Annotated in this window: 25 protein-coding genes; 16 read left to right on the top strand and 9 right to left on the bottom strand. The window is 71.8% G+C overall.

Annotated elements, in window-relative coordinates; genetic code table 11:
* Nucleotides 1-139: 139 nt before the first annotated feature.
* From AC3WSN_RS04670 to cysC, 7 genes are all read left to right on the top strand, one after another.
* Nucleotides 140-433 carry a hypothetical protein gene (locus AC3WSN_RS04670; RefSeq protein WP_192710317.1) on the top strand — a complete coding sequence of 98 codons (294 nt, stop codon included), beginning with the start codon at nt 140-142 and terminating at the stop codon, nt 431-433.
* Between the two features lie 142 nt (nt 434-575).
* A complete protein-coding gene (locus tag AC3WSN_RS04665) occupies nt 576-743 on the top strand; it encodes a hypothetical protein (protein WP_192710318.1) in 168 nt (55 codons plus the stop codon).
* Nucleotides 744-852: 109 nt separating this feature from the next.
* Complete coding sequence (locus AC3WSN_RS04660; protein WP_192710319.1) at nt 853-1,032, top strand: hypothetical protein; 180 nt, start codon at nt 853-855, stop codon at nt 1,030-1,032.
* Nucleotides 1,033-1,182: 150 nt separating this feature from the next.
* A complete protein-coding gene (gene metX / locus AC3WSN_RS04655; protein ID WP_192710320.1) occupies nt 1,183-2,388 on the top strand; it encodes a homoserine O-acetyltransferase MetX in 1,206 nt (401 codons plus the stop codon).
* Nucleotides 2,389-2,393: 5 nt separating this feature from the next.
* Nucleotides 2,394-3,098, top strand: coding sequence for a methionine biosynthesis protein MetW (gene metW, locus AC3WSN_RS04650; RefSeq protein ID WP_373622394.1), 705 nt, complete (start codon nt 2,394-2,396; stop codon nt 3,096-3,098).
* Between the two features lie 468 nt (nt 3,099-3,566).
* Entirely contained in the window at nt 3,567-4,625 is a 1,059-nt protein-coding gene (locus AC3WSN_RS04645; protein WP_492536555.1) for a hypothetical protein, read from the top strand.
* Between the two features lie 82 nt (nt 4,626-4,707).
* Nucleotides 4,708-5,355: an adenylyl-sulfate kinase gene (gene cysC / locus AC3WSN_RS04640; RefSeq protein ID WP_492536554.1), complete on the top strand. Its 648-nt coding sequence runs from the start codon at nt 4,708-4,710 to the stop codon at nt 5,353-5,355.
* A 185-nt stretch (nt 5,356-5,540) separates the two neighbouring features.
* On the opposite strand, the gene AC3WSN_RS04635 is transcribed toward cysC, so the two are convergent.
* Genes AC3WSN_RS04635 through AC3WSN_RS04625 form a run of 3 tightly spaced genes read right to left on the bottom strand, consistent with a single transcriptional unit; the run spans nt 5,541 to nt 7,879 of the window.
* The gene (locus AC3WSN_RS04635) at nt 5,541-6,884 is read right to left on the bottom strand and encodes an ATP-binding protein (protein ID WP_492536553.1); all 1,344 of its coding nucleotides are present in this window, start codon (nt 6,882-6,884) and stop codon (nt 5,541-5,543) included.
* Nucleotides 6,881-7,549 (bottom strand): response regulator transcription factor, encoded by a 669-nt coding sequence (locus AC3WSN_RS04630; protein WP_238197382.1) that lies wholly within the window; start codon nt 7,547-7,549, stop codon nt 6,881-6,883. The genes AC3WSN_RS04635 and AC3WSN_RS04630 overlap by 4 nt, the downstream gene beginning before the upstream one ends.
* A 12-nt stretch (nt 7,550-7,561) precedes the next feature.
* Nucleotides 7,562-7,879, bottom strand: coding sequence for a PepSY domain-containing protein (locus AC3WSN_RS04625; RefSeq protein WP_492536552.1), 318 nt, complete (start codon nt 7,877-7,879; stop codon nt 7,562-7,564).
* Between the two features lie 112 nt (nt 7,880-7,991).
* Between AC3WSN_RS04625 and AC3WSN_RS04620 the strand changes: the two genes are divergently transcribed.
* Nucleotides 7,992-8,570, top strand: coding sequence for a thermonuclease family protein (locus tag AC3WSN_RS04620; protein ID WP_192710327.1), 579 nt, complete (start codon nt 7,992-7,994; stop codon nt 8,568-8,570).
* Nucleotides 8,571-8,658: 88 nt separating this feature from the next.
* Nucleotides 8,659-8,913, top strand: a complete 255-nt coding sequence (locus AC3WSN_RS04615; protein ID WP_492536551.1) for a hypothetical protein — start codon at nt 8,659-8,661, stop codon at nt 8,911-8,913.
* A 181-nt stretch (nt 8,914-9,094) separates the two neighbouring features.
* Here the strand turns inward: AC3WSN_RS04615 and AC3WSN_RS04610 are convergent, their stop codons facing one another.
* A complete protein-coding gene (locus AC3WSN_RS04610) occupies nt 9,095-10,081 on the bottom strand; it encodes a catalase family peroxidase (protein WP_492536550.1) in 987 nt (328 codons plus the stop codon).
* Nucleotides 10,082-10,434: 353 nt separating this feature from the next.
* Nucleotides 10,435-12,774, bottom strand: coding sequence for a lytic transglycosylase domain-containing protein (locus tag AC3WSN_RS04605; RefSeq protein ID WP_492536549.1), 2,340 nt, complete (start codon nt 12,772-12,774; stop codon nt 10,435-10,437).
* A 200-nt stretch (nt 12,775-12,974) separates the two neighbouring features.
* On the opposite strand from AC3WSN_RS04605, the gene dapA reads away from it, so the two are divergent.
* From dapA to AC3WSN_RS04590, 3 genes are all read left to right on the top strand, one after another.
* The gene (gene dapA, locus AC3WSN_RS04600; RefSeq protein WP_492536548.1) at nt 12,975-13,874 is read left to right on the top strand and encodes a 4-hydroxy-tetrahydrodipicolinate synthase; all 900 of its coding nucleotides are present in this window, start codon (nt 12,975-12,977) and stop codon (nt 13,872-13,874) included.
* Between the two features lie 15 nt (nt 13,875-13,889).
* A complete protein-coding gene (smpB, locus tag AC3WSN_RS04595; protein WP_020095208.1) occupies nt 13,890-14,363 on the top strand; it encodes an SsrA-binding protein SmpB in 474 nt (157 codons plus the stop codon).
* Between the two features lie 136 nt (nt 14,364-14,499).
* Nucleotides 14,500-15,069, top strand: coding sequence for a peroxiredoxin (locus tag AC3WSN_RS04590; protein ID WP_492536547.1), 570 nt, complete (start codon nt 14,500-14,502; stop codon nt 15,067-15,069).
* A gap of 4 nt (nt 15,070-15,073) precedes the next feature.
* Here the strand turns inward: AC3WSN_RS04590 and AC3WSN_RS04585 are convergent, their stop codons facing one another.
* The 3 genes from AC3WSN_RS04585 to rpoZ form a co-directional block, all read right to left on the bottom strand.
* Complete coding sequence (locus AC3WSN_RS04585) at nt 15,074-15,715, bottom strand: LabA-like NYN domain-containing protein (RefSeq protein WP_492536546.1); 642 nt, start codon at nt 15,713-15,715, stop codon at nt 15,074-15,076.
* Between the two features lie 351 nt (nt 15,716-16,066).
* A complete protein-coding gene (locus AC3WSN_RS04580) occupies nt 16,067-18,316 on the bottom strand; it encodes a RelA/SpoT family protein (RefSeq protein WP_192710365.1) in 2,250 nt (749 codons plus the stop codon).
* A gap of 205 nt (nt 18,317-18,521) precedes the next feature.
* On the bottom strand, nt 18,522-18,932 hold the full coding sequence (gene rpoZ, locus AC3WSN_RS04575) for a DNA-directed RNA polymerase subunit omega (protein ID WP_010685409.1): 411 nt from the start codon (nt 18,930-18,932) through the stop codon (nt 18,522-18,524).
* A gap of 449 nt (nt 18,933-19,381) precedes the next feature.
* Between rpoZ and fabD the strand changes: the two genes are divergently transcribed.
* From fabD to fabF, 4 genes are all read left to right on the top strand, one after another.
* Complete coding sequence (gene fabD / locus AC3WSN_RS04570; protein WP_492536545.1) at nt 19,382-20,326, top strand: ACP S-malonyltransferase; 945 nt, start codon at nt 19,382-19,384, stop codon at nt 20,324-20,326.
* A gap of 18 nt (nt 20,327-20,344) precedes the next feature.
* Entirely contained in the window at nt 20,345-21,082 is a 738-nt protein-coding gene (gene fabG / locus AC3WSN_RS04565; RefSeq protein WP_238197372.1) for a 3-oxoacyl-[acyl-carrier-protein] reductase, read from the top strand.
* 320 nt (nt 21,083-21,402) lie between these two features.
* Nucleotides 21,403-21,642: an acyl carrier protein gene (locus AC3WSN_RS04560; RefSeq protein WP_007559070.1), complete on the top strand. Its 240-nt coding sequence runs from the start codon at nt 21,403-21,405 to the stop codon at nt 21,640-21,642.
* Nucleotides 21,643-21,837: 195 nt separating this feature from the next.
* Nucleotides 21,838-23,100, top strand: coding sequence for a beta-ketoacyl-ACP synthase II (fabF, locus tag AC3WSN_RS04555; RefSeq protein ID WP_492536544.1), 1,263 nt, complete (start codon nt 21,838-21,840; stop codon nt 23,098-23,100).
* 366 nt (nt 23,101-23,466) lie between these two features.
* Here the strand turns inward: fabF and AC3WSN_RS04550 are convergent, their stop codons facing one another.
* The gene (locus AC3WSN_RS04550; protein ID WP_492536543.1) at nt 23,467-24,180 is read right to left on the bottom strand and encodes a YidB family protein; all 714 of its coding nucleotides are present in this window, start codon (nt 24,178-24,180) and stop codon (nt 23,467-23,469) included.
* Nucleotides 24,181-24,493 lie beyond the last annotated feature (313 nt).

Below are 24,493 nucleotides of genomic sequence, written 5' to 3'. Positions count from 1 at the left end.
GGGCTGCCGCAGGGCCGCCGGCCGGCGATCGCGGCTGGCGCGCCGGTCCGCCAGTCGATTGCGCCCTGCCGATCGATACAAGCCCGTCCGCGCCGCCCTACCTGTCGGAACATCACCTTCCGAAGCACGGAGCGGTCTCATGCCCCTCGAACGGTACCTGGACGGCGGCGCCCATATCCTGCCCGCCGACGACAGCCTGATCCGCTTCGCCATGACCAACGGCGAGCGGGTGATCGGGATCGACGTGCCGATCCCGGTGCTGCGCCAGCATTTCGGGGGCGGCGATCTCGCGCCCCTCGATCTGTTCGCCCGCAACCAGGCGGTGATCGAGGCGGCGGCCAGCCAGGCCTACGACCGGACGCCGACGCCGAACGATCTCCTCGACATGGGACCGGAGGATTTCGACACGCGGCCAGCTCCGGGACAGCTCTGAGGCGTAGGTCCATCCGCACCCGCCGCGGCAAAACGGCGAAGCGCAAATGCCGCGGGGCACTCGCCACGTTTCGGCCTGTTGAACCCGGAGAAAGGGGCGCGTCGGGCGTGCCGCGCCCCGCGTGCTCCTGGATGGTTCGACAATGCCCGGTGACCTGATCCCCTGCAGCCTGTTCCTGATTGGGATCCTCATCTCGGTGGCCGCGGATTGCCGCCTCCGCCGCGTGGACGCCGCCTCTTGGTCGAACGGGTGCATCACGGCGGCGGGCGCCGCCCTGGTCTTCGCCGCCTGCGCGACGGCGATGCGCTGAGGCGGGGCGCCGAGGAACCGTCCGGCACCGGGCGGACTTCTCCACGCGGAAGCGGGCGCCGCGCGGTCATGCGCGGCGCGGCATGGCGCGACCGCTGGGTGAGGTATTCATGGTTTCGTTGCAGGCCGCCATCGGCTGTGCGCTCGTCCTCACCGGGCTCGGCATCGAGAGCGCGGCGAGCCGGCACTGGCGTGCGGGCGCCCGCGCCGACCGGATCGACGCCCGCGCCGCCCTGGCACTCGGCCTGCCGGCCCTGGGCCTGGCGGTGATGGCCGCGCCGTTCGCCTGAGCGGAGGCCGACGGCCTTCCGCGTTGACGCTCGCCGCCGGGAGCATTACCTCCGGAGCCTGCTGGCCGCGTCGGGCGAGTGCGGCGCGTCAGGCGGCCCCGTGCTCTCCCGGTCCGGATCCGAACGGATACACGGTCGTCAAGACCCGCCATGGACACCCAACCGGACACGGCCCTGCGGCCTGACCCGATCGACGAGCCGTCGCGGCGCGCGTCCGAGCGCTCGCAGGCGCTCGACCCGAAGAGCCCGGTGGCGCGCTTCTCCGCGGACACGCCGCTGCTGACCGATGCCGGCGTCGAGCTCGCGCCGTTCCAGATCGCCTACCAGACCGCCGGCACGCTCAACGCCGCGCGCTCGAACGCGGTGCTGATCTGTCACGCGCTCACCGGCGACCAGTACTTCGCCCACACCCATCCGGTCACCGGCAAGGGCGGCTGGTGGGAGACCCTGGTGGGCCCCGGCAAGCCGATCGACACGGACCGCTACTTCGTCGTCTGCTCGAACGTCATCGGCTCCTGCATGGGCTCCACCGGCCCGGCCTCGATCGACCCGGCGACGGGGCGGCCCTACGGGCTGAACTTCCCGCTGGTGACGATCCGCGACATGGTCCGGGCGCAGGCGATGCTGCTGGAGCATCTCGGCATCCGGGACCTGTTCCTGTGCATCGGCGGCTCGATGGGCGGGATGCAGGTGCTGCAATGGGCGGCGCTCTATCCCGAGCGCGTCTTCGCCGCGATGCCGATCGCCACCGGCGCCCGCCATTCCGCGCAGAACATCGCGTTCCACGAGGTCGGCCGGCAGGCGATCATGGCGGACCCCGCCTGGGCGGACGGGCGCTACCTGGAGGCCGGCACCCGGCCCGCCAAGGGGCTCGGCGTCGCCCGGATGGGCGCACACATCACCTACCTGTCGGAGCCAGCGCTCCACCGGAAGTTCGGCCGGCGCTTCCAGGGCGGCACGGCGCCGACCTTCTCGTTCAACGCCGATTTCCAGATCGAGAGCTACCTGCGCCACCAGGGCCTGAGCTTCGTCGAACGCTTCGACGCCAACGCCTACCTCTACCTCACCCGGGCGATGGATTATTTCGACCTCGCCGAGGACCATGGCGGCGTGCTCGCCAACGCCTTCCGGGGCACCAAGACCCGCTTCTGCGTGATCTCGTTCACCTCGGACTGGCTGTTCCCGACCCGCGACTCCCGGGCGATCGTCCACGCGCTGAACGCCGCCGCGGCGCCGGTGGCCTTCGTGGAGGTCGAGAGCGACAAGGGGCACGACGCCTTCCTGCTCGACGAGCCGGCGATGTTCTCTGCGGCCCGCGGCTTCATCGACGCCGCCGCCCGGGCGCGCGGGCTGTGATGCGGATGGCGTTCGGCAAGCTGCCTCTGGGCAAGGCTCAGCACGGGGCGCCCTGGGAGAGCGCGGACGCCCTGCCCCACGCGGCCGAGGGCAACGGCGCCCGCGTCGACCACCTCGTCGTGCTCGGCCTCGTGCCGGCCGGCGCCCGGGTGCTCGACATCGGCTGCGGCGACGGCTCGCTGCTGGCGCTGCTGCGCGACCGCCGCGGCATCGACGGGCGCGGGATCGAATTGTCCCGCGAGGGCGTGAACGCCTGCCTCGCCCGCGGCCTGTCGGTGATCCAGGGCGACGCCGACACCGACCTCGCCAACTACCCGGACGGCGCCTTCGACGTGGTGGTCCTGTCCCAGACCATCCAGGCGACCCGCAATCCCCGGGTGGTGCTGGAGCACCTGCTGCGGATCGGCCGGCAGGTGATCATCTCGTTCCCGAATTTCGGGCATTGGCGCGTCCGGTCCGAGCTGGCCTTCCGCGGGCGGATGCCGGTCACCGAGATCATGCCGGACGCGTGGTGGGAGACGCCCAACATCCACCATTGCACGATCCGCGACTTCGTCGGCCTGTGCCGCCTGATCGGCGCCCGGATCGAGACCGCCACGGCGCTGGACGCCCGCGGCCGGCCGATGCGCTTCGCCATGCCCTGGTGGGTCTGGAACCTGTTCGGCGCGCAGGGCGTGTTCCTGCTCCGGCGCGAGGGTGCCGGGCACTAGCGGACGCGGCGTAGCCCCTTCACCCCGTCATCCCGGGGCCGCGCAGCGGAGCCCGGGATCCAGACACGCCGACGCGACAAGGTCCGCACCGTCAGCGGTCCTGGGTTGCCCACCTCCGGCGTGCCCCTTCGGGTCCGGGCTCGCCTTCGGCGACCCGGAAAGACGACCGGGATCGGCCGACGCGGGACATCCCGGCCAAACGTCCGGCATCCCTGCCCGCGGCGCGCCGAAATAGATCAGAAACGGAGCTTGGCTATTCCTGGTCGCGTTCCCGTGATCGGACCGTGATTACGGATTCGTTTGGCGTTTTCCAAAGACGTGCGCGTTCACGAGGGGTCGTGGACTGTGTCCGGCTGGGCGGAAGACTTGCCGCAATCACGAATTCCAGCAGGGTCGACAGGACACGTGCGCCGCGCAATCGTTCACATCGGCATGCCGCGAACCGGCTCCACCTCGTTTCAGGAGGTGATGGCCCGGCTGCGGCCGCACCTCGCATCGGTCGGGATCTGCTACCCGAACCTCGCTCCGCCGGGCTCTTCGGGGAGTGACGACGTCAACCATTACCGGCTCGGCCAGGCGCTGGACCGCCGCCGCAGCGCGGCCGAGCGGCGCGAGGCCCTCGCGCGCCTCGATGCGGTCCTCGCCGCCACGCAGGCGGATACGGTCCTGCTCTCGTACGAGGACTTCGCCGTGCAGCGGCCGCTTTGGCGGGTTCCCGAGATCCTGGCGGATCTGTTCGCGCGGCGCGGCTTCGCCCTGGAGGCGGCGCTCGTGGTCAAGCCGCAGGGGGAGCAGCTGGCCTCGGCCTATGCCCTGCGCGCCCAGGTCGTCGCCGAGGGCCGCACGTTCCGCGGCTTCCTGCGCTCCGAGGGTGCGTCCGGGCGCTACGACTACGCGGCCCGGGTCGAACCCTGGCGCCGGGCCTCGGCGGGGCGCGTCACGGCCGTGCCGTTCCGCGACCGGCGGTCCGACGCGCCGCTGCTCGAGCGGCTGATCGACGGGCTCGGCCTGGGCGGCCGTCTCGCACCCCTGCTCGCGCCCGCCGACCTCGCGTACCGCACGAACCGGAGTTCCGGACCCATCGCGGTCGAGGCGTCGCGCCGCCTGTACCGGCTCGGCGTGCATCGTCAGGTGACCGGGCATCGCCGTCTGCTCGGCCATGTGGTCGACGACTGGGCCTGGGCGCGGGGGCTCGATGCGGAGCGGTTCCGGGGCGACGCGCCGGACGGTCTGGCTCGCGTCGCCGCGCGCTTCGCGGAGTCGAACGCGCGCTTCGCCGGCGCCTGCTGGGGGAAGGCCTGGGACGCAATCGTCGCGCCCGCGCCCGCCGCACCGCCGAACGAACTCGCCGCCGGGCCGATCCCGCCGGAGACGGAGGCTTTGGTCGAGCAGCTCGTGCGCGCGGCGGCCGCGCAGGCCGCCTTCCGGTCCCCGCCCGCGTGGCGGCGCCGGACGGCTCACATCCTGGAAGAAGGCAGGGAGCGGCTCGGCGAGGCCCTCGGCTACCCGATCTGGCGCGTGCCCTAGCGGCCAGCGCCGATCTCCCGAACCTGCATCGATGTCCGGACACCGGCAGCTGCGCCCGCGGACGCTGCCTCAGGCGGTGGATATGCACGTCTCTCAGAAGATCCCGACCGACCTCCCTCCTGGCCCCGTGAGGTGGCACCCCCTCCAGGCCCGCGAGGCGCGATGGGCGCGCCTCGGTCAGGTGCCGGTGATCGCGTGGCTGACCGGCCTGTCGGGGGCCGGGAAGTCGACCCTCGCGGCGGCGGCAGACCGGACCCTGGTCGCGGGCGGTCGGCACAGCGCGGTCCTCGACGGCGACAACCTGCGCCACGGGCTGAACGCCGATCTCGCCTTCTCGGCGGAGGACCGGGCCGAGAACGTCCGGCGCACCGCCGAGGTGGCGCGGCTGATGGCGGAGGCGGGGACGGTGGTGATCGTCTCGCTGATCTCGCCCTACCGGGCCGACCGGGCGCTGGCCCGCCGGATCGCCGGCGACATCCCGTTCCTGGAGGTGTTCGTCGATACGCCGCTCGGCCTGTGCGAGGCCCGGGACCCGAAGGGCCTGTACCGGCTGGCCCGCGCCGGCCGGATTCCGGACTTCACCGGCATCTCGGCGCCCTATGAGGCGCCGGAGCGGCCGGACCTGACGATCGCCACCGCGGGCCGCAGCACCGGGGCCTGCGCCCGCGCCCTGAGTGCGCGGCTGATGCGGCTGAGCCGGGCGGCCGCGGGAGGGTCGGGCCGGCGGTGAGCGGGACGGTCCCCGACGTGCGCGCCCGGTCCTCCCAGCCATCCCCTCATCCTGAGGTGACCGCGAAGCAGGCCTCGAAGGAGCCCTCCAGCCGGCCGCGCGATCCCTGGCGCCCACCTTCGAGGCCTCCGCTGCGCTCCGGCACCTCAGGATGAGGGCGCGAATGGGGAGGCGCCCGGCCCGCCCTACCCGCCCGGCCAGCTCAGCTCCGCCCGCAGGCCGCCCATCTCCGAGCGGCCGAAATCCAGCTGGGCGCCCGCGGCCTCGGCGACGTCGCGGGCGATGGCGATGCCGAAGCCGGTGCCCGGCCGGCTCTCGTCCCAGCGCTGGCCGCGCCCGATCCGCGCGATGGCCGCGGCGCTCATGCCGGGGCCGTCATCCTCGACGGCGAGGCCCGGGCGGCCGGCGTCCGTCCCGGTGATCCGGACCCGCCGGTGCGCCCATTTGCGGGCATTGTCGAAGAGGTTGCCCAGCACCTCCATCAGCTCGCCCTCCTCGCCCGGATAGGCGAGGGTCTCGGGCACCGCCACGTTCCATTCCAGGGAGTCGGCCTCCGGCAGCCGCCGCAGGGTCGCGACGAGGCGCTCTGCCACCGGGGCGACCCGGCAGGACCGCCGCCGCAGATCGCCCGCGGCCGCGACCCGCGCCCGGGCCAGCGCCCGCTCCACCTGACCACCCATCGCCCGCGCCTGCTCGGCGATCTCGGCCGCCAGCGCCGGCTCGGCCGATCCGGTCCGGCGCGCCAGGGCGTCCAGCACGGCCAGCGGGGTCTTGAGGCCGTGGGCCATGTCGGCGGCGGCGTCGCGGGCGCGGACCAGGGCCCGCTCCTGCGCGTCGAGCAGCCGGTTGAGGTCGGTGACCAGCGGCCGGACCTCGTCGGGAAAATGCTCCGGCAGCCGCGCCCGCCGGCCCGCATGGACCGCCAGGAGGTCCGCCTGCAGCACCCGGAACGGGCCGAGCGCCCGGTGCACGAACAGGCCCATCGCCAGCGTCAGGACGAGGAACAGGGCGATCAGGGCCGGGATCAGCAGGTGCAGGAACGTGCTCCGGCTCGCCGCGAGGCCGCGCCGGTCCTCCGCCACCGCGACCCGCAGCGCGGTCTCGGAGCCCTCCGCGCCAATCTGGACCGGCCGCACCACCGCGATGAGCCGGCCGCCATCGGGCCCGGTCGTGTCGAGGGTGGCGGGAGTCTGCGCGCCCGTTCCGGCCCGGCTCAGGTCGAGGCTCTTGTCCCAGAGCGAGCGCGAGCGCAGCAGGTGCGATCCCGCCTCGACCTGCCAGTACAAGCCGCCATAGGGCGTGGCGAAGCGCGGGTCCGGCAGGTCCCGCGAGAGCGTCGGCGCCCCGTCCGGCGCGAGGCCGACCCGCCCGGCGATGAGCTTGGCGGTCCGGTCCAGCTCCTCGACGGTGCGGGCATCGAGCACCCGGTCGAGGATCACCGTGAGGCCGATCCCGGCGAGAACCAGCGCCAGCGCGATCAGCGCGGCCGCCGCGAGGCCGAGCCGCAGGCGGAGGGAGTCGCGCCTCACGATCCGCCCGGTCCGGCAATCAGGTAACCCTGGCCGCGCCGGGTCTCGATCACCCCCGGCCCGAGCTTGCGGCGCAGGCGGGTCAGGAGCGCCTCCAGGGCATTGGCCTCGCGCTCGGTCCCGACCCCGTGGAGGTGGTCGAGCAGCTCGCCCGCCGGCACGACCTGCCCGGGCCGGTGCAGCAGGAAAGCGAGGAGCCGGTACTCCAGGGCGGTCAGCTCCGTGGGCCTTCCGTCGACGCTGACCGCGCGGGTGCGGGTGTCGAGCTCCACGGTGCCGGCCCGGAGCACCGGCGAGGCGTGCCCGGCGGTGCGCCGCAGGATCGCCCGCAGACGCGCGACCAGTTCCTCCATCCGGAACGGCTTGGCGAGGTAGTCGTCGGCGCCGGCGTCGATGCCCTCGACGCGCTCACGCCAGCCGTCGCGGGCGGTGAGGATCAGAACCGGCAGCGCCACCTCGGCGGCGCGCAGGCGGCGCAGCACGCCGAGCCCGTCGAGCCGCGGCAGGCCGAGATCCAGCACCATTGCGTCGTAAGGCTCGGTCTCGGCCCGGAACCACGCCGCCTCGCCGTCCGCCACCACGTCGGCGACGTAGCCGGCCATCTCCAGCCCCTGCCGGATGTCGGCGGCGATGCGCGGCTCATCCTCGACGATCAGGACGCGCACGGCCCGGCCTCCTCAATCATCGTCGTCCTCGTCCAGGATCTTGAGGCTGCCGGCATCGACCTTCACGGTCCGGCGCTTCCCGTCGGTGCCGAGGATGCGCAGCTTGTACAGCCAGCGCCCGTCGTCGTGCTTGAGATCGACCGACACGACGTCCCCCGGCACCGCCGCCCGGGCGGCCGCCAGCACCGCGTCGAGGGGGCGGATCTCGCCGCTCTCCAGGGCCCGGCGAGCCCGGTCGGCATCCTCGGAGGCGTGCACGGGCCCGCCCGCGAGGGCGGCCAGCAGACCGAGGGCGAGAACGAGGGCGCGGCGGGGCGGGAACGGGCTCATGCGGGCGCAGGCTAGTCGGCGCCGCCTGACGGGACGCTGACAGGCGCCGTCAGGGTCGCGGGGCGGGGCTTCGGCACAAGGGCGGCCATAGCCCTTCCGGAGACCTGAGACCATGTCGCTCTTCGTCGGTATCCTCCTCGCCTGCGCGGCCGGCCTCGCCGGCACCCTCCTCTGCCCGGACGACAAGGGAGGCCGCTCGCGCCTGCCGCTCCTCGCCGCGCTCCTGATCGGCGGCCTGTCCTGGCACGCTCCCGCTCGGGCCGGCGAGATCCTGCGCGGCCCCGCCCAGGTGATCGACGCCGGAACCCTCCGCGTCGGCGCACGCCAGGTCAGCCTGTTCGGGATCGCCGCGCCGGACGGCGACGCGACCTGTTCGGATGCCCAGGACCGGCCCTACCCGTGCGGCCGGGACGCCGCCCGGGCCCTGGCCGAGCGGATCGGCGGCGCCGCCGTCGCCTGCGAGCCGCGCGGTGACGCGAACACGGCGCTCTGCCGGGTCGGCGAGGCGGATCTCGGGGCCTGGATGGTGGCGCAGGGCCTCGCCCTGCCCGATCGGAACGTCGCGCCGGACTACGCGCCCGCGGCGGACCGCGCCTGGGGGCGCCGGCTCGGCCTGTGGTCGGGGGTGTTCCAGGATCCCGCCGAGCGGCGGGGCCGGCGCGCCGCCGCCGCGCTCGGCGCCGCCGGGTAACAGGCCGGTTGTCAGCGGGAACGCTGCCGGACGCACCCGGTTGGACCGGCAAGCCCGTCCGGGGCGCACGAGGACTCGCGGAGGCCCCATGACGATCCTGAATCGTACCATCCTGCTCGCCACCCTGCTCACCTGCGTGGCGGGTGCCGCGGGTGCCGCCGAGGGCCAGGGCAAGGCCGAGGGACGCAAGGATGCCGGCGCGCCCACGACCAGCATGGGCGCCGGTGGCCTCAGCGGCACCGGCTCCACCCAGGACGGTGCCCGCACGGGCTCGGTCGAGAGCAAGGGGCCGCCGGGCGGCACGACGGCGCCGTCCGCCCCGAAGGCCGGGACGGGCCGCTGATCCGCCGAGACGCGGGCGATGTTCCGCCCTGGACCTCATCCTGAGGTGACCGCGTCAGCGCGCTTCGAAGGAAGGCTCCAGACATCGCGCGTCTCGCTGGAGGCCTCCTTCGAGGCCTCCGCTGCGCTCCGGCACCTCAGGATGCGGCGACGGGTTGGAGATTTCGTCCGGCCGGACCGCGCTACTGCGAGCGGCGGCTGAACGAGATCGCGTAGGCTTGCACGCGGGCGTCGATCAGCGGGTCGTCCGAGACCTCGATCCCGTCGGTGAGGTTGTTGGGCATGAACAGCAGCGCCTTCTCGGCCTCGGCGCTGTCGGGCACGACCTTGCTCACCGTCACCGTGCCGAGATCCACCGTCTTGCGGTCGTCCGGCCAGGGCTTGGTGGCGTCGTTGGTCGGGTCGCCCGGCTCGGCGAGCTGGGCCAGCATCCGGAACTTCGCCGGAGTCTTGGCGACCCGCGGGCCGATCTCGGCCATCAGGAAGTTCGGGTCGCGCTTGGCCGCGTCCTCGGGCGCGAGGATCTCCTCGCCCTCCACGGGCACGAAGCGGAACCGGAACGGCTGCCGCTTGCCGGCGGCATCCACGAGGATGAAGGCGTTGACGCCGTTGTAGGTCTGCCGGGCGAGGCTCGACGGCGTCTTGGCGGTCGCGCCCGCGGTCGCGGCAGCCGGGTGGGCGGCGGCGAAGCGCTCCAGCGCGGTCGGATGGGCGGCCTTCGGGCCGCTCTCGGCGGCGGCCTTCAGGAGGTCGCGGAACTCCTCGCCCGTGGCGACGGGGAAGTACTTCAGCGCGTTGGTGACGACGTCCATCTCCGAGCCGTCGCTCAGCTTGAACTTGAGCGAGAGGCCGTGCGGGTTGGCGTCGGCGACGCCGTCCGGGATGGTCGGGACGCCGGTGGAATCCGAGAACCGGATCGTCACCGGCACCGCCGACCCCTTGAACAAGGAGGCCTTGCTGATCTTGGCCGCCTCGGGCGACGGGGTGAAGCTGCCCTCGGCGACCACGCCCTTGGCGTGGTTGGCCCGCGCGCCCGGATGCTTGCCGAACAGCGTGTTCATCACGTCGATCGTCTGCTCGGCGGTGGAGGCCTCCTGGGCTAGGGCCGGCGCGCCGGCCGCGAGCCCTGTGCTCAGCAGGAGGGCGAAACCCAATCTCGAACGCAGCATGGGGAACCTCTCGGCGGCGCGGGCTCTCGGGAGCCGGTCAATGCGGACCGGCCCATCTTCTAGGGAGCCAACCGCCGGAGACACAACCAAAAGCTATGCCGTGGCGGAGCGGGAGGCGGGGAAAACCGGAAGGCGCCGACGTCTCGCCGGTCCACGGGGTCTCTCTGTTATCCCGGGGCCGCGCAGCGGAACCCGGGATCCAGAACCGCCGACGCGTCATGGTCAGGCAGCCACGGCGATTCCGGATCGCCCACCCCCGGCGTGCCCCGTCGGGTCCGGCTCACCTGCGGCGCCCCGGAACGACGAACACGGCCCGGGTCCGCGGCGGCAGACGGGTGACCCGATTGGGTGTCCTACCGCGCGCCGCGGTGGAGGTCGCCCTCGATCAGCAGGGCGCTGCGGCTGTCGAGCCGCGAGCGGTAGACCTGCAGGTTTTCCATGACCCGCTGCACGTAGTTGCGCGTCTCCGTGAAGGGGATGCGCTCGACCCAGTCGATCACGTCGACGTCGCCCTTGCGCGGGTCACCGTAGGCGTCGATCCACTTCTTCACGTTGCCGCCGCCCGCGTTGTAGGACGCGAAGGCCAGCACGTAGGAGCCGCGCCAATCCTCCATCAGCTCGCCGAGATGGGCTTGGCCGAGCTTCGCGCAATAGGCGGGATCGCTGGTCAGACGCTCGACGTCGAAGGCGGTCGAGACCCGGCGGGCGGTGCGCTGGGCGGTGGCCGGCATCATCTGCATCAGCCCCCTTGCGCCGACGCCCGACTGCGCTCGCGGATCGAACTGGCTCTCCTGGCGGGCGATGGCGTAGACCATGGCCCGCTCCACCTGCGGCACCGCCGTGAAGGTCTCGTAGCTGGGGATGCCGATCGTCGGGTAGGCGTGGGCGTCGAGCGGCAGGCCGCGCTGGACCGCGAGCTTGCCGATCGCCACCAGGGCGCGCGGATCCTTCATGTCGGTGGCGAGGTCGCCGAGCGCCTGGAGCTCGCGCGGGTCCGACAGGTCCCGGGCGGCGTCGATGTAGAGCGGCAGCGCCAGCTCCTTGATCCCGGCCTCGCCGAGCAGGCGCAGGGCACGGATCGAGAGCCGCCCGTCGAACGCCTGACGCTCGGCGCCCTCAAGGTCGGCGGGCGCCCGCAGGGGCAGGCTGGTCTGGCCGAGCCGGGCCCGGGCGACCTGGCCGTAATAGGCGATCGGCTGCAGGGCCGCGCGCTCGTAGAAGCGCTTCGCCTCCTCGGCCTGGCCCAGCGCCTCGGCCGCCCGGCCCTGCCAGTAGGCGGCCCGCGCCACCGAGATCGGGCTCTCTGCGATCGCCGCCACCTGCGCGAAGTGCTGCGCGGCGGCCGCCGGATTGCCGGCGAAGCGCAGGGCGATCCAGCCGGCGTGGAACTCGGCCTCGATCCGCTTCTCGGGCGTGCGCGCCGCCTGCTGGCTCGCCACCGCGTAGGCGGTCTTGGCGTCGCCGAGGTCGAGGAGCTTGCGCGCCACGATCCGGCGCTCGATCCACCACTCGTCGCCGTCGACCAGCACGTCCGGGTTGCTCGGCGCCGTCGCGAGCACGGCGGCCGCGGCTTCGGGCTTGTCGGCCCGGCGGAAATACTGCGCCCGGGAGAAGATGTAGGACGCGTCGCTGCGCAGCGACGGCGGTACCGCGGCGAGCGCGGCCGCGGCGCCGGACGACTTGTCCTCCACGGCCCGGCGGGCGCGCACGAGGCTGGCATAGCCGCCGCCCGCATAGCCGGCGGCCCGGCCGGCGCTCTCCCAATCGTCCTTCAGGAGCGCCCGCTCCATCCGGTAGCGGTGGTCGACCCGGGTGAGCACGTCCGGGAAGGCGTCCAGCACCTTGGCCTCGAGGCTGCGGCCGAAGCTTTCGGTGCGCCAGAGGTCGCGGATCATGTCGGCGGCGTCGGTCTCGCAGCCGTCGGCGCGCAAAGCCAACGCCAGGGCGAACTTGCCCGGCGCGCTTGACGGCTTCGCCGTGGCGAAGAAGGCCCGGACCGTCGCGGGGGATTTCCGCTCGGAGAGCAGCGCCTCCTCGGCCCGGCGGCGCAGCAGCGGGCCGGCCGGCCAGTCCGGATTGGCCCGGACGAAGGCGACGGTGCGGTTGAAGCCGATGCCGGCGCCCGCGCGGATCGCCACCCATTCGAGCAGCGCCCGCGCGGCCGGGTCGGTGAAGCCGTCGCGCATCCGGTCGCCGTCGGCGACCCGGCCCTTGCGGTAGAGGTCGATGGCGCCGCGCAGCAAAGTCGGGTCGGTGTCGCCGGAGATCTTGGGCCGCGCCGGATCGGGCACCTCCGGCACCGGGGCCGCCGGGGTGACGGCGGCGTCCGGCAGCGGGAAGGCCACGGGGGCATCGGGGTCCGCAGAGGCGTAGGCCGAGGCCGCGGCGGGCAGCGTCCGGGCGGGCTCCTCGCCCTTGTCGTCGCTGCCGGAGGCGTGGACCGGGTCGAGCTTGAGGGCGTCGGCCGCGACCGGGTCGGCGGCCTTTTCGGCCTGCGCGCCACGGACCTGGGCGGTCGAGAGGGCGGCATCGCTCGCCGGCGGTGCCGGCTGCGAGGCTGGCGGCGTCGTCGGCGCCTCGGTGCCGGCTTGGCCGACCTGACCGGCCAGCGCGACGCCGACCGTGGCGATGAGCGCGGCGGCGGTGAGGGACGTGCGCTTCGAGGCCGGAGACGAGGCCGCGGGTCGGATCACGATTCCCCCCTACTGATCATCGGAGCGGGAAAGGCAGAGGATCGGGCCGGGACCATTAAGATCGCGTTAACCGTCGCCACGATCTGTTTGCGCGCCGTGACGCGACCGCCTATGTCTGCCGGTCCGTGCCCGTACGATGCGGACCACGCGCGGCGCCGAGACCGCCGAAATCCCAGCTGGGACCCTTTGGGACGCCTGAGATGACCGAGATGACCGGGAGCCGCCTGCGGGGCTCGCTCACCGCGCTTGTGACGCCCTTCCGGAACGGGGCCTTCGACGAGGCCGCGTTCCGAAAGTTCGTGCGCTGGCAGATCGAGCAGGGCAGCCACGGCCTCGTGCCCACCGGCACCACCGGCGAGAGCCCGACCCTGACCCATTCCGAGCACGACCGGGTGGTCGAGGCCTGCATCGACGAGGCGGGCGGACGCGTGCCGGTCGTGGCCGGCGCGGGCTCCAACTCCACCGCCGAGGCGGTCGAGCGGGCGCAGCACGCCGAGCGCGCGGGTGCCGACGCCGTCCTGGTGGTGACGCCGTACTACAACAAGCCGACGCAGGCGGGCCTCTACGCCCACTTCAAGGCCGTCAACGATGCGGTCGGCATTCCGATCATCATTTACAACATCCCGCCGCGCTCCGTCGTCGACATGAGCGTCGAGACGATGACCCGGCTCTTCGAATTGAAGAACATCGCCGGCGTGAAGGACGCGACCGCCAAGATCGATCGCGTCAGCCAGCAGCGTCAGGCCATGGGCGAGAGCTTCATCCAACTTTCGGGCGAAGATGCGACGGCGCTCGGCTACAACGCCCAGGGCGGCCACGGCTGCATCTCGGTGGTGGCGAACGTCGCCCCGCGCCTCTGCGCCGACCTGCAGGAGGCGACGCTGTCGGGCGACTATGCCAAGGCGTTGACCCTCCAGGACAAGTTGTTCCCCCTCCAGACCGGTCTGTTCGCCGAGGCCAACCCGGCGCCGGTGAAGTACGCGCTGTCCCGGCTCGGCCACATGACCGACGAGCTGCGCCTGCCGCTGGTGCCGGTGACCGAGCCCACGAAGCGCATCGTCGACGACGCCCTGCGCCACGCCGGCCTGCTGGTGGACTGAGGAAAGTCACGCATCATGGCCCCGAAACCGGAGCCCAGTCGGCGCATCGTCGCCGACAACCGCGCCGCGCGCTATCACTACACGATCGAGGACACGCTCGAGGCCGGCATCGCGCTGACCGGCACCGAGGTGAAGTCCCTGCGCGGCGGCAAGGCGACGATCGGCGAGGCCTATGCCGGCCCTTCCGGCAACGACCTGATGCTGTTCAACGCCTACATCCCGGAATACCTGGAGGCGAACCGCTTCAACCACGACACCAAGCGCCCGCGCCGCCTGTTGCTGCACCGCCGCCAGATCAACAAGCTGATCGGCGCGACGCAGCGCCAGGGCTACACGGTGGTGCCGCTGAAGATCTACTTCAACGACAAGGGGCGGGCGAAGGTCGAGCTGGGCCTCGGCAAGGGCAAGCAGGCCCACGACAAGCGCGAGGCGGTCAAGGAGCGTGATTGGCAGCGCGACCGGGCGCGGCTGCTGCGGGACCGGGGCTGAGGCCGGGCCGTCATCGCGAGCGGAGCGAAGCGACCCAGGGTGTCGCGACGTCGGCGAGCGGTGCGCTTCTGGATTGCTTCGCTCCGCTCGCAAAGACGGATGCCGAGGCCGGGCGCCGAGTCGGGAGGAGATGTCCATGCCATCCACCCACGATGTCCTCCCCGACGACCTGCCGGTCCCGGTCGACGACGGCGCGGCCGACCATCTCCGCGGGATGCGCCTGCCCGACGTGGCGCTCACCGCCACGGATGGTCGCACGGTCTCGCTGGCGCGGCTGACCGGCCGGACCGTGGCCTACGCCTACCCGCGCACCGGCGAGCCGGGACAGCCGGGCCTGACGCCCGACTGGGATGCGATCCCCGGCGCCCGGGGCTGCACGCCGCAGGCCTGCGATTTCCGCGATCACCACGCCGAGCTGACGGCGCGGGGCGTCGCCCAGGTCTTCGGCCTCTCGACCCAGACGAGCGCCTACCAGCGCGAGGCGGCCGAGCGCCTGCGCCTGCCCTTCCCGCTGCTGGCCGACCCGCATCGGGCCTTCGCGATGGCGGCGCGCCTGCCGGTCTTCGAGGCCGGCGGCCAGATCCTGCTGCGCCGCCTGACCCTGGTGATCGACGACGGGGTGGTGAGCCAGCTGTTCTACCCGGTCTTCCCGCCGGACCGGAGCGCCCGGCAGGTTGTCGACTGGCTCACCGGGGCGGCCGCCTGAAGCGCTACTCCTCCTCGGCTTCCGGCTGGCGGATGCCGTAGCGGTTCTCCAGGCCCGGATTCGCCCGGGCCTCGCCGCGGTAACGGGTCGGCGCCTCGCCGGAGGCCCGGGCCGGACGCTCGCTGGGCTCGCGCCCGATCCGGCCTGCGAGGCTCGCGAGGTCGACGAACTCATCGGCCTGCCGCCGCAACTCGTCGGAGATCATCGATGGCTGCGTCTGGATGGTGGAGATCACCGTCACCTTGACGCCGCGCCGCTGCATTGCCTCGACCAGCGAGCGGAAATCGCCGTCGCCGGAGAACAGGATCATCTGATCGATATGGGGGCTGAGTTCGAGGGCGTCGATCGCCAGCTCGATATCCATGTTGCCCTTGTACTTCCGCCGCCCCATCGAATCCGTGAATTCCTTCACGGGCTTGGTCACGACCCGGTAGCCATTGTAGTCGAGCCAGTCGATCAGCGGGCGGATCGACGAATATTCCTGATCCTCGATCATCGCGGTGTAGTAGAAAGCGCGAAGAAGATTGTCCCGGGACTGAAACTCCTTCAAGAGCTTCTTGTAGTCGATATCGAACCCGAGGGCCTTGGTGGTCGCGTAGAGGTTTGCGCCGTCAATAAAGATGGCGCTGCGCTGGGTCGCTGGCATGGACAGGTTGAATCCTGAAAAATATCGGGCGACGGGAAATCGTCAGATGAAACGGACTTGCTCCGTCCGATCGGCGAGGCCGGAGACGGATTGCCGCGATGGATCGTCGATCTGGTCTGCAATCCGGGGCGAAAAGCGCGGCCCCTTTCCATGAACCGCCGCCCCAGCCGAGGAACCATTCGTGTCAAATGCGGCTGTGTCAAGCAGAGCTGAAGACTTTCGATCGTGAAGACCGACACTTTCGGGCGCGACCGCCGCATTGGCACGTCACGACGACGTCCACGACAATGGTCGGACAATTTACCGAGGTCTTCCTCATAAACCTGAGGTCATACCACCTGCCGGGGAACCTCAGCCGTTCACGCGCTCCACGCTGTTGACCGGACGCTTGCCGCGCAGCTCCGCGATGATCGCGTTGAGATGCTGCAGGTCCCAGACCGACAGGTCGATCGTGATGTCGGTGAAGTCCTGCGTGCGCCGCTTCATCGAGATGTTGTCGATGTTGCCGTCGTGGTCGGCGATCACCTGAGCGATCTGGGCGAACACGCCCGGCTCGTTGATCGACTTGAGCGCCAGGCGCGCGGGGAAGCGCTCCCCGCCCAGCGCCTCCGTATCCCAGCGAACGTCGAGCCACCGCTCCGGCTCGTTGTCGAAGGCGGCGAGCGCCGCCGACTGGATCGGGTAGACGGTGACGCCGACTCCGGGGGTCAGGATACCGACGATGCGGTCCCCGGGGACCGCGCCGCCGTTCGGCGCGAAGGTCACCGGCAGGTCGCCCGCGAGGCCGCGGATCGGGATCGCGTCGCTCCGGTCCCCGGTGCCCTCCTTGCCTTCGGCGCCCGGGAAGGTGAGCCGCATGGTCTGGTCGGCCGAGCGCACGAGGCGGCCGGCGCCGCTCGCGGCCCCCTGCGCGGCGGAGGGCCGGCGCTCGTCGCGATGGTCGGGGTAGACGGCCCGGACCACGTCGCCCGAGAACATCTCGCCGCGCCCCACGGCGGCGAACACGTCCTCGGTGGTGGCGCGGGCGAGCCGCGGCAGGGCGCCCCGGAGCTTGTCCTCCGAGAAGGTCTTGGCCGCGCGCTCGAAGGCTCGATCCAGGATCTGGCGCCCGAGCCCGGCATATTGCCGGCGCACGGCCGCCCGGGTCGCTCGCCGGATCGCCGCCCGGGCCTTGCCGGTCACCACCAGGGATTCCCAGGCCGCCGGGGGCGAGGCCCCGTCGGAGCGGCTGATCTCGACCTCGTCGCCGTTGGCGAGTTCGTGCAGCAGCGGCGCCATCCGGCCGTTGATCTTGGCGCCCACCGCGGTGTTGCCGACGTCGGTGTGCACCGCGTAGGCGAAGTCGATGGGGGTTGCGCCCCGCGGTAGGGCGATCAGCCGGCCCTTCGGGGTGAAGCAGAACACCTGGTCTTGGAACAGCTCCAGCTTGGTGTGCTCCAGGAATTCCTCGGGGCTGTCGCCCTCGGCGAGCAGCTCGATGGTCCGGCGCAGCCATTGATAGGCGCCGCTCTCGGCCGCCAGCTTCGGGTGGACGCTGCCCTCGCCCTCGCGGCGGCTCAGATCCTTGCCCAGCTCCTTGTACTGGGCGTGGGCCGCGATGCCGTACTCGGCGATGTCGTCCATGGCGCGGGTGCGGATCTGCAGCTCGACGCGCTGGCTCTTCGGCCCGATCACCGTGGTGTGGATCGAGCGGTAATCGTTCTGCTTCGGCGTCGAGATGTAGTCCTTGTAGCGGCCCGGGACCATCGGCCAGCTGGTGTGGACGATGCCGAGCGCCGCGTAGCAGTCCTGCACGGTGTCGACGACGACGCGGAAGCCGAAGATGTCGGAGAGCTGCTCGAAGGCGACCGACTTGCGCTCCATCTTCGACCAGATCGAGAACGGCCGCTTCTGCCGTCCGCTCACATCGGCGGTGATGCCCTGCGCGCCGAGCTTGTCGGTGAGCACCTGCGCGATGGTCTCGACCACGCTCTCGGACTTGGCGGTGAGCCGGACGAGCCGCTGCGTGATGGTGGCGTAGACGTCTGGCTCCAGGTTGCGGAAGGCCAGATCCTCCAGCTCCTCGCGCAGCTCCTGCATGCCCATGCGGCCGGCGAGCGGCGCGTAGATGTCGAGCGTCTCCTGCGCGATGCGGTGGCGCTTGTCCTCCCGCATGTGCTGGAGGGTGCGCATGTTGTGCAGGCGGTCGGCGAGCTTGACCAGCAGCACGCGGACATCCGCCGCCACCGCAAGCAGCAGCTTGCGGAAGTTCTCGCCCTGCGCGGCCTGCTTGGAGACGAGGTCGAGGCGCTTGAGCTTGGTCAGTCCGTCGACCAGGGCACCGATCTCGGGCCCGAACAGGCGCCGGATCTCCTCCAGCGTCGCCTCGGTGTCCTCGACGGTGTCGTGCAGGACCGCGGCCACGATGGTGGCGTCGTCGAGGTGGAGGTCCGTGAGGATCGCGGCGACTTCGAGGGGGTGGGCGAAGAACGGGTCGCCCGAGGCGCGCTTCTGCGTGCCGTGCGCCTGCATGGCGTACACGTAGGCGCGGTTGAGCAGCGCTTCGTCGGCGGCCGGGTTGTAGCGCTTGACCCGCTCGACCAACTCGTACTGGCGCATCATCCGCCGGGACGGGGCCGGTGCTTCCTGGGTGGTACGCGGGGTCGGGATCACGCGCGATTGTTTCGCAACCGCCGTGCCGGCGCCAGCCCCCGGCGGCGGTAAAGCGCCGGTCGCCGACGAGTCGGCCTCGGAACGAGAGAACCCGGCGTCTCCGCCGGGTCCGGTTTCGGTCAAGTCGTGCGCGTCCAGGCCCACGGTGTCAGGCTCACTCGCCCTCGTCGTCGGTCTCGACCGGCGGGGCGAGGTTCTCGAGGCCGCGCAGGAGGTCCTCCTCGCTCATGCGATCGAACTGGACCGCCGCATCGTCGCTGGAGGATTGCGGTGCCACCGCGGCGGCGGCCGGCGAGCTCGACAGCAGCGGCACGGTCTCGGCCTCGGGCTCGTCCACCTCGACGTATTTCTGCATCGAGTGGATCAGCTGCTCCTTGAGGTCGTCGGCCGTGATCGTCTCGTCGCCGATCTCGCGCAGGGCCACGACCGGGTTCTTGTCGCGGTCGCGGTCGATGGTCAGCGGGGCGCCGGCGGCGAGCAGGCGCGCCCGGTGGCTCGCGAGCAGGACGAGCTCGAAGCGGTTCTCGACCTTCTCGATGCAATCTTCGACGGTGACGCGCGCCATGCGGGGCGGCTCCTTGGGCTTGAGCGACGGATGCTGTCGGGTATGACGCCGTCTTACACCGGATGCCGTTGTGCAACAAGCACAGCGGGTTGCGCAGGGCGCGCGTCTGCCGGGCCCGCAACGAGAGCGGGTCTAGGGCGACACCCCGTCGTTCCGGGGCGCCGCAGGCGCGCCTGGAACCCAGAACCACCGTCGGCGCGATGTCTTGGCGTGTCGGCGGGACCGGATCCCGGGCTCCGCCGCGAGGCCCCGGGATGACATGGCGGATGTGATCGGACGCGTGAGCGAAGCCGTGTTCCGCCGCGTCGGCTCCGCTGCGCGGCGCGCCGCCATGCTGCGGCGCATTGTTGACAACCCGCCGCCGCGGGTGCGAGTGCGCGGCCCATTCCAGAGTTTCGGCCGACACGGGCGGCGTTCGCGCGCGCCGATGCCGGCCATCGGGATTCACTATGCGCGCACTCATCTTTCCCGGCCAGGGCAGTCAGGCGGTCGGCATGGCGCGGGACCTCGCCGAGGCCTTCCCGCAGGCGAAGGCCGTGCTCGACGAGGTCGATGCCGCCCTCGGCCAGAACCTGTCGCGGCTGATGTTCGAGGGGCCGGTCGAGGAGTTGACCCTCACCACCAATGCCCAGCCGGCGCTGATGGCGGCGAGCCTCGCGGTCCTGCGGGTGCTGGAGGCCGAGCGCGGCCTCGACCTCGCCCGCGACGTGGCCTGCGTGGCCGGGCACTCGCTCGGCGAGTACGCGGCCCTGGCGGCGGCCGGCAGCCTCACCATCACCGACGCGGCCAAGCTCCTGCGCCTGCGCGGCGAGGCCATGCAGGAGGCCGTAGCGCCGGGCGCGGGCGCCATGGCGGCCCTGATCGGCACCGATCTGGACGGGGCCCGCGCGGTGGCCGAGGCGGCCGCCCAGGAGGCCGGGGGCGGCGCGGTCTGCGACGTCGCCAACGACAATGGCGGCGGTCAGGTGGTGCTCTCGGGCGACCGGCCGGCCGTGGAGCGCGCCATCGGCATCGCCACCGGCCGCGGCATCAAGCGCGCCGTGATGCTCAACGTCTCGGCGCCGTTCCATTGCCGCCTCATGGCGCCCGCCGCCGAGGCCATGGCCCGGGCCCTGGCCGCCGTGACCCTGACGGCGCCGCGGGTCGCCCTCTACCCCAACGTGGCGGCCGCCCCGGTCTCCGACCCCGAGGCGATCCGGACGGCGCTGGTCGAGCAGGTCACCGGCACCGTGCGCTGGCGCGAGAGCGTCGCCGCCATGGCGGCCTCCGGCGTCGACCGCTTCCACGAACTCGGCGCCGGCAAGGTGCTCACCGGCCTCGTCAAGCGTATCGCCCCGCAGGCCTCGGCCTCCGCGATCGGTACGCCCGCGGACGTCGCGGCCTTCGCGCTCTAATCACGGCAGGATCCCGGCATGTTCGATCTCACCGGCCGCAAGGCCCTCGTCACCGGCGCGACCGGAGGCCTCGGCCAGGCGATCGCTCGGGCGTTGCACGCCCAGGGCGCGACCGTGGCGCTCTCCGGCACCCGGCCGCAGGCCCTGGAGGCGCTGGCCGCCGAACTCGGCGAGCGCGCGAGCCCCGTGGCCGCCGACCTCGCCGACAAGGACTCGGTCGAGGGGCTGGTGCCGGCCGCCGAGGCGGCGATCGGCCCCCTCGACATTCTGGTCAACAATGCCGGCATCACCCGGGACAACCTGTTCATGCGGATGAAGGACGAGGAGTGGGAGCAGGTGCTCGCCGTCAACCTCACCGCCGCTTTCCGCCTGTCGCGCGCCGCCGTGAAGGGCATGATGCGCCGCCGCTCCGGGCGGATCGTCAATATCGGCTCTGTGGTCGGCAGCACCGGCAATCCCGGCCAGGGCAACTACGCCGCCGCCAAGGCCGGCCTCGTCGGCATGACCAAGGCGCTCGCCGCCGAAGTCGCCTCGCGCGGGATCACCGTGAACTGCATCGCGCCGGGCTTCATCAGCTCGCCGATGACCGATGCGCTGAACGAGAAGCAGCGCGAGGGCATCTTGGCCCGCGTGCCCGCCGGGCGCCTCGGCGAGGGGGCGGAGGTGGCGGCGGCCTGCCTCTATCTCGCCTCCGCGGAGGCCGGATACGTCACCGGTCACACCCTGCACGTGAACGGCGGAATGGCGATGTACTAGGACCTGTATACTGGTCTTGGCGTTAGGCGAATCACTCCGTCCGGCACGCAAACGCCACACCCATGAAGGGTTTCTGAACGGCCCCTCGCCAGGGCTGGAACCCTGTGCTACCAACCCCCCGCAGCCGCACAGGGGGTTGACGGTTCAGCGGGTTTTCAGTCCAAGGCCTCCCGGCGGGGCCATGCCGGCTCAACGCGCCGGATCACCTCGAAGCACGCGCGATCGAACACCGGCCCGTCAACAAGCCCGCAGGGGCGCGACGCGGCCACGGCACCACCCCAAGAAGTCTGACAGACCAGAAGGACGAGGACGGAAGACCGATGAGCGATATCGCTGAGCGCGTGAAGAAGATCGTCGTCGAGCACCTGGGCGTGGAGCCCGAGAAGGTGGTCGAGAGCGCCAACTTCATCGACGACCTCGGTGCCGACAGCCTCGACACCGTCGAGCTGGTCATGGCCTTCGAGGAAGAGTTCAACGTCGAGATCCCGGACGACGCGGCCGAGACCATCCAGACGGTCGGCGACGCCGTGAAGTTCCTGGAGAAGAACTCCGCCGCCTGAGGCGCCGGGGCTTCTCGTTTCCTGCGGCGCGGGCGAGGCGGAACAGCCCCCGCGCCGTTACGCGTTTGAAGGCTCGGAGGCGTGACCAGTCCCGCCGGGACCGAATCCGCCTTCGGCAGTTATAGACGGTGCGCTCCGGCCCCGCGGGGGCCTCCTGCCGGCGGCGGGGAAGCGCTTCAAGACGGGACGAGTGCGATGCGGCGGGTGGTGGTCACGGGTCTGGGGATGGTCACGCCGCTGGGTAGCGGGGTCGAGCACACCTGGAGCCGGCTGATCGCGGGCGACAGCGGCGCCGGCCCGATCCGCGGCTTCGAATCTGCCGACCTGCCCTGCCGGATCGCCGCGCAGGTCCCGTTCGGCGACGGCACCGACGGCACCTTCAACCCCGACGCGGTGATGGAGCCCAAGGAGCAGCGCAAGGTCGATCCGTTCATTGTCTACGCGATGGCGGCGGCCGACGAGGCCCTGAATGATTCCGGCTGGCTTCCTAAGAGCCACGAGGACCAGTGCGCCACCGGCGTGCTGATCGGCTCCGGCATCGGCGGCATCGGCGGCATCTACGACGCCTCTGTGACCCTGCACGAGAAGGGTCCGCGCCGGATCTCGCCGTTCTTCATCCCGGGCCGGATCATCAACCTCGCCTCCGGCCAGGTCTCGATCGCGTACGGCCTGAAGGGTCCGAACAACGCCGTGGTCACGGCCTGCTCCACCGGCGCCCACGCCATCGGCGACGCGAGCCGCCTGATCGCGCTGGGCGATGCCGACGTGATGGTGGCGGGCGGGGCCGAATCACCGGTCAATCGCCTGTCGATCGCCGGCTTCTCGGCCTGCAGAGCGCTGACCACCGGCTTCAACGACACGCCCCAGAAGGCGTCCCGACCCTACGACCGCGACCGCGACGGCTTCCTCATGGGCGAGGGTGCTGGCATCGTGGTGCTCGAGGAATACGAGCACGCCAAGGCGCGCGGCGCGAAGATCTACGCCGAGGTGGTCGGCTACGGCCTCTCGGGCGACGCCTACCACATCACCTCCCCCTCCCCGGACGGCGATGGCGCTTTCCGCTGCATGAGCGCGGCGGTGAAGCGCGCCGGCATCTCGCCCGCCGAGATCGGCTACATCAACGCCCACGGCACCTCGACGCCCATGGGCGACGAGCTGGAGCTGAAGGCCGTGGAGCGCCTGCTGGGCGATGCCGCCGTGAACGCCACCATGTCGTCGACCAAGAGCTCGGTCGGCCACCTGCTGGGCGCCGCCGGCTCGGTCGAGGCGATCTTCTCCATCCTCGTCCTGCGCGACAACGTCATCCCGCCGACGCTCAACCTCGACAATCCCTCGGTCGAGACCAGGATCGATCTGGTGCCGTTCGAGGCAAAGCGGAAGCAGGTCGATGTCGTGCTTTCGAACTCGTTCGGGTTTGGTGGGACGAATGCTTCGCTGGTGATGCGGCGGGTCGCGTAAAGACAAACGTTCTTTGGAAGTCTAATCTTTGAAGAACTTTCGGCGACGCCGGACGCCTACCTTCTGCTCTCCTGCATGGAGTGTGGAAGGAGGCCGCGCACGTCAGGTTCGTTCTCTTCCGGCCCGCATGCGCAGGCCGTGAGATCGCGTTGCTTCACAAGCGAAAATTCCGGAAAAAGTCGGGGAGCGCAGGGGACCACGATATCCCACGCGCACCCTCATGCTGAGATGCTGTGAAGCGCCCTGAAGGTAAGCTTCAGAACGCCCTGTTATCCCTGAGGTCTCTTTCACACGAAGTGTGGTGTTGTTGAGATTGCAAGATGAGCTGAGTCTTCTCCCAAGATAAGAACAGTACTCGCCTGTCCTTTACCACCCCCGCCGCTCATCTGCCCCAGGCACCCGCCCTTGGGGCGTGAGCGTGTGCACCACCTCCGGCAGCGCCTGAGCCAGCTGTGACAGCAGCGTCTCGCGGTCCATCCCGGTCTGCTGCTGGAGGGTGTCCACCGTGTCGGGGCCGAGCGCCCGGGCGAGCTGGTCCGGGGCCACCGGGCGGTTGGCGCCATGGCCGATCCAGGACTCGATCACGTCGCCGAGGCCGCCCTGGCGGAACCGGTCCACCAGCCCGTCGAGGCCGCCGAGATCCCCCTGCCCCTCCGGGGCGGCGCGGCTCGGGGCCGGAGCGTCGCCGGGGCCGTCGAGCATGCCCGAGAGGTCCGAGAAGTCGCCGGGCGGCAGGGACGGGTCCACGGTCCCGCCCGGGCCGCTGTCCCGGCGGCCGCCATACTGGTCCCAGCCGCCGATATCGCCGCCCTCCTCCGGGGAGCGGCGCCCGCCGGCATCGGCGGGGTCGTGGCCGGGATCGCGCCCGTAGGGTCCGGCGCCGCCGGAGCGATCGGCCTCGGGGCCGGGCTCGCCCTGCCGGCCGCGGCCGAAGATGTCGCCGAAGCCGCCGCTCGCGCCCTTCGCGAGGAGCAGCATCAGCAGGGCCTTCACCAGGGGCGACATCCCGGCGGAGCCCTGCCTCTGCCCGCCGAAGACCTGACCGAGCACGCCGCCAATCGCCGATTCGAGCAGTCCCATCTGCGTCTCCCCCGGGCCTCATCACCGGCCCGGGCGGACAACCCCCGGAGGCGGGTGCGGGTTGCTTTCGTCGCCGCACTGGAAGGGTTGCTCAACCCGCGTCCGTGCGGGGACCCGGCCGACATCGCGTCCGCCGCGTCATCCCGGGCCGCGCAGCGGCGCCCGGGATCCAGACCCGCCGAGGTGCCAAGCCTGGTATCCGACGGCGGCTCTGGGTTGCCCGCCTTCGGCGTGCCCCTCCGGGTCCGGGCTCGCCTGTGGCGCCCCGGAACGCCGGAGCGGGGGCGATCGGGGATGCGTCGGCTTCTGTCCG

The organism is Methylobacterium sp. FW102-HT35C08 (assembly GCF_058790235.1).
Note: the sequence above shows the minus strand (reverse complement) of the source record. Positions and strands in the feature narration are given on the sequence as shown.

Coding starts and splice junctions, on each gene's coding strand:
- AC3WSN_RS04560 (WP_007559070.1), top strand. CDS start 21,403: ATGAGCGATATCGCTGAGCGCGTGAAGAAGATCGTCGTCGAGCACCTG.
- AC3WSN_RS04660 (WP_192710319.1), top strand. CDS start 853: ATGGTTTCGTTGCAGGCCGCCATCGGCTGTGCGCTCGTCCTCACCGGG.
- AC3WSN_RS04645 (WP_492536555.1), top strand. CDS start 3,567: ATGGCCCGGCTGCGGCCGCACCTCGCATCGGTCGGGATCTGCTACCCG.
- metX (WP_192710320.1), top strand. CDS start 1,183: ATGGACACCCAACCGGACACGGCCCTGCGGCCTGACCCGATCGACGAG.
- fabG (WP_238197372.1), top strand. CDS start 20,345: ATGTTCGATCTCACCGGCCGCAAGGCCCTCGTCACCGGCGCGACCGGA.
- metW (WP_373622394.1), top strand. CDS start 2,394: ATGGCGTTCGGCAAGCTGCCTCTGGGCAAGGCTCAGCACGGGGCGCCC.
- AC3WSN_RS04620 (WP_192710327.1), top strand. CDS start 7,992: ATGTCGCTCTTCGTCGGTATCCTCCTCGCCTGCGCGGCCGGCCTCGCC.
- smpB (WP_020095208.1), top strand. CDS start 13,890: ATGGCCCCGAAACCGGAGCCCAGTCGGCGCATCGTCGCCGACAACCGC.
- AC3WSN_RS04670 (WP_192710317.1), top strand. CDS start 140: ATGCCCCTCGAACGGTACCTGGACGGCGGCGCCCATATCCTGCCCGCC.
- dapA (WP_492536548.1), top strand. CDS start 12,975: ATGACCGAGATGACCGGGAGCCGCCTGCGGGGCTCGCTCACCGCGCTT.
- AC3WSN_RS04615 (WP_492536551.1), top strand. CDS start 8,659: ATGACGATCCTGAATCGTACCATCCTGCTCGCCACCCTGCTCACCTGC.
- cysC (WP_492536554.1), top strand. CDS start 4,708: ATGCACGTCTCTCAGAAGATCCCGACCGACCTCCCTCCTGGCCCCGTG.
- fabF (WP_492536544.1), top strand. CDS start 21,838: ATGCGGCGGGTGGTGGTCACGGGTCTGGGGATGGTCACGCCGCTGGGT.
- AC3WSN_RS04665 (WP_192710318.1), top strand. CDS start 576: ATGCCCGGTGACCTGATCCCCTGCAGCCTGTTCCTGATTGGGATCCTC.
- AC3WSN_RS04610 (WP_492536550.1), bottom strand. CDS start 10,081: ATGCTGCGTTCGAGATTGGGTTTCGCCCTCCTGCTGAGCACAGGGCTC.
- AC3WSN_RS04590 (WP_492536547.1), top strand. CDS start 14,500: ATGCCATCCACCCACGATGTCCTCCCCGACGACCTGCCGGTCCCGGTC.
- AC3WSN_RS04585 (WP_492536546.1), bottom strand. CDS start 15,715: ATGCCAGCGACCCAGCGCAGCGCCATCTTTATTGACGGCGCAAACCTC.
- AC3WSN_RS04550 (WP_492536543.1), bottom strand. CDS start 24,180: ATGGGACTGCTCGAATCGGCGATTGGCGGCGTGCTCGGTCAGGTCTTC.
- fabD (WP_492536545.1), top strand. CDS start 19,382: ATGCGCGCACTCATCTTTCCCGGCCAGGGCAGTCAGGCGGTCGGCATG.
- rpoZ (WP_010685409.1), bottom strand. CDS start 18,932: ATGGCGCGCGTCACCGTCGAAGATTGCATCGAGAAGGTCGAGAACCGC.
- AC3WSN_RS04625 (WP_492536552.1), bottom strand. CDS start 7,879: ATGAGCCCGTTCCCGCCCCGCCGCGCCCTCGTTCTCGCCCTCGGTCTG.
- AC3WSN_RS04580 (WP_192710365.1), bottom strand. CDS start 18,316: ATGATGCGCCAGTACGAGTTGGTCGAGCGGGTCAAGCGCTACAACCCG.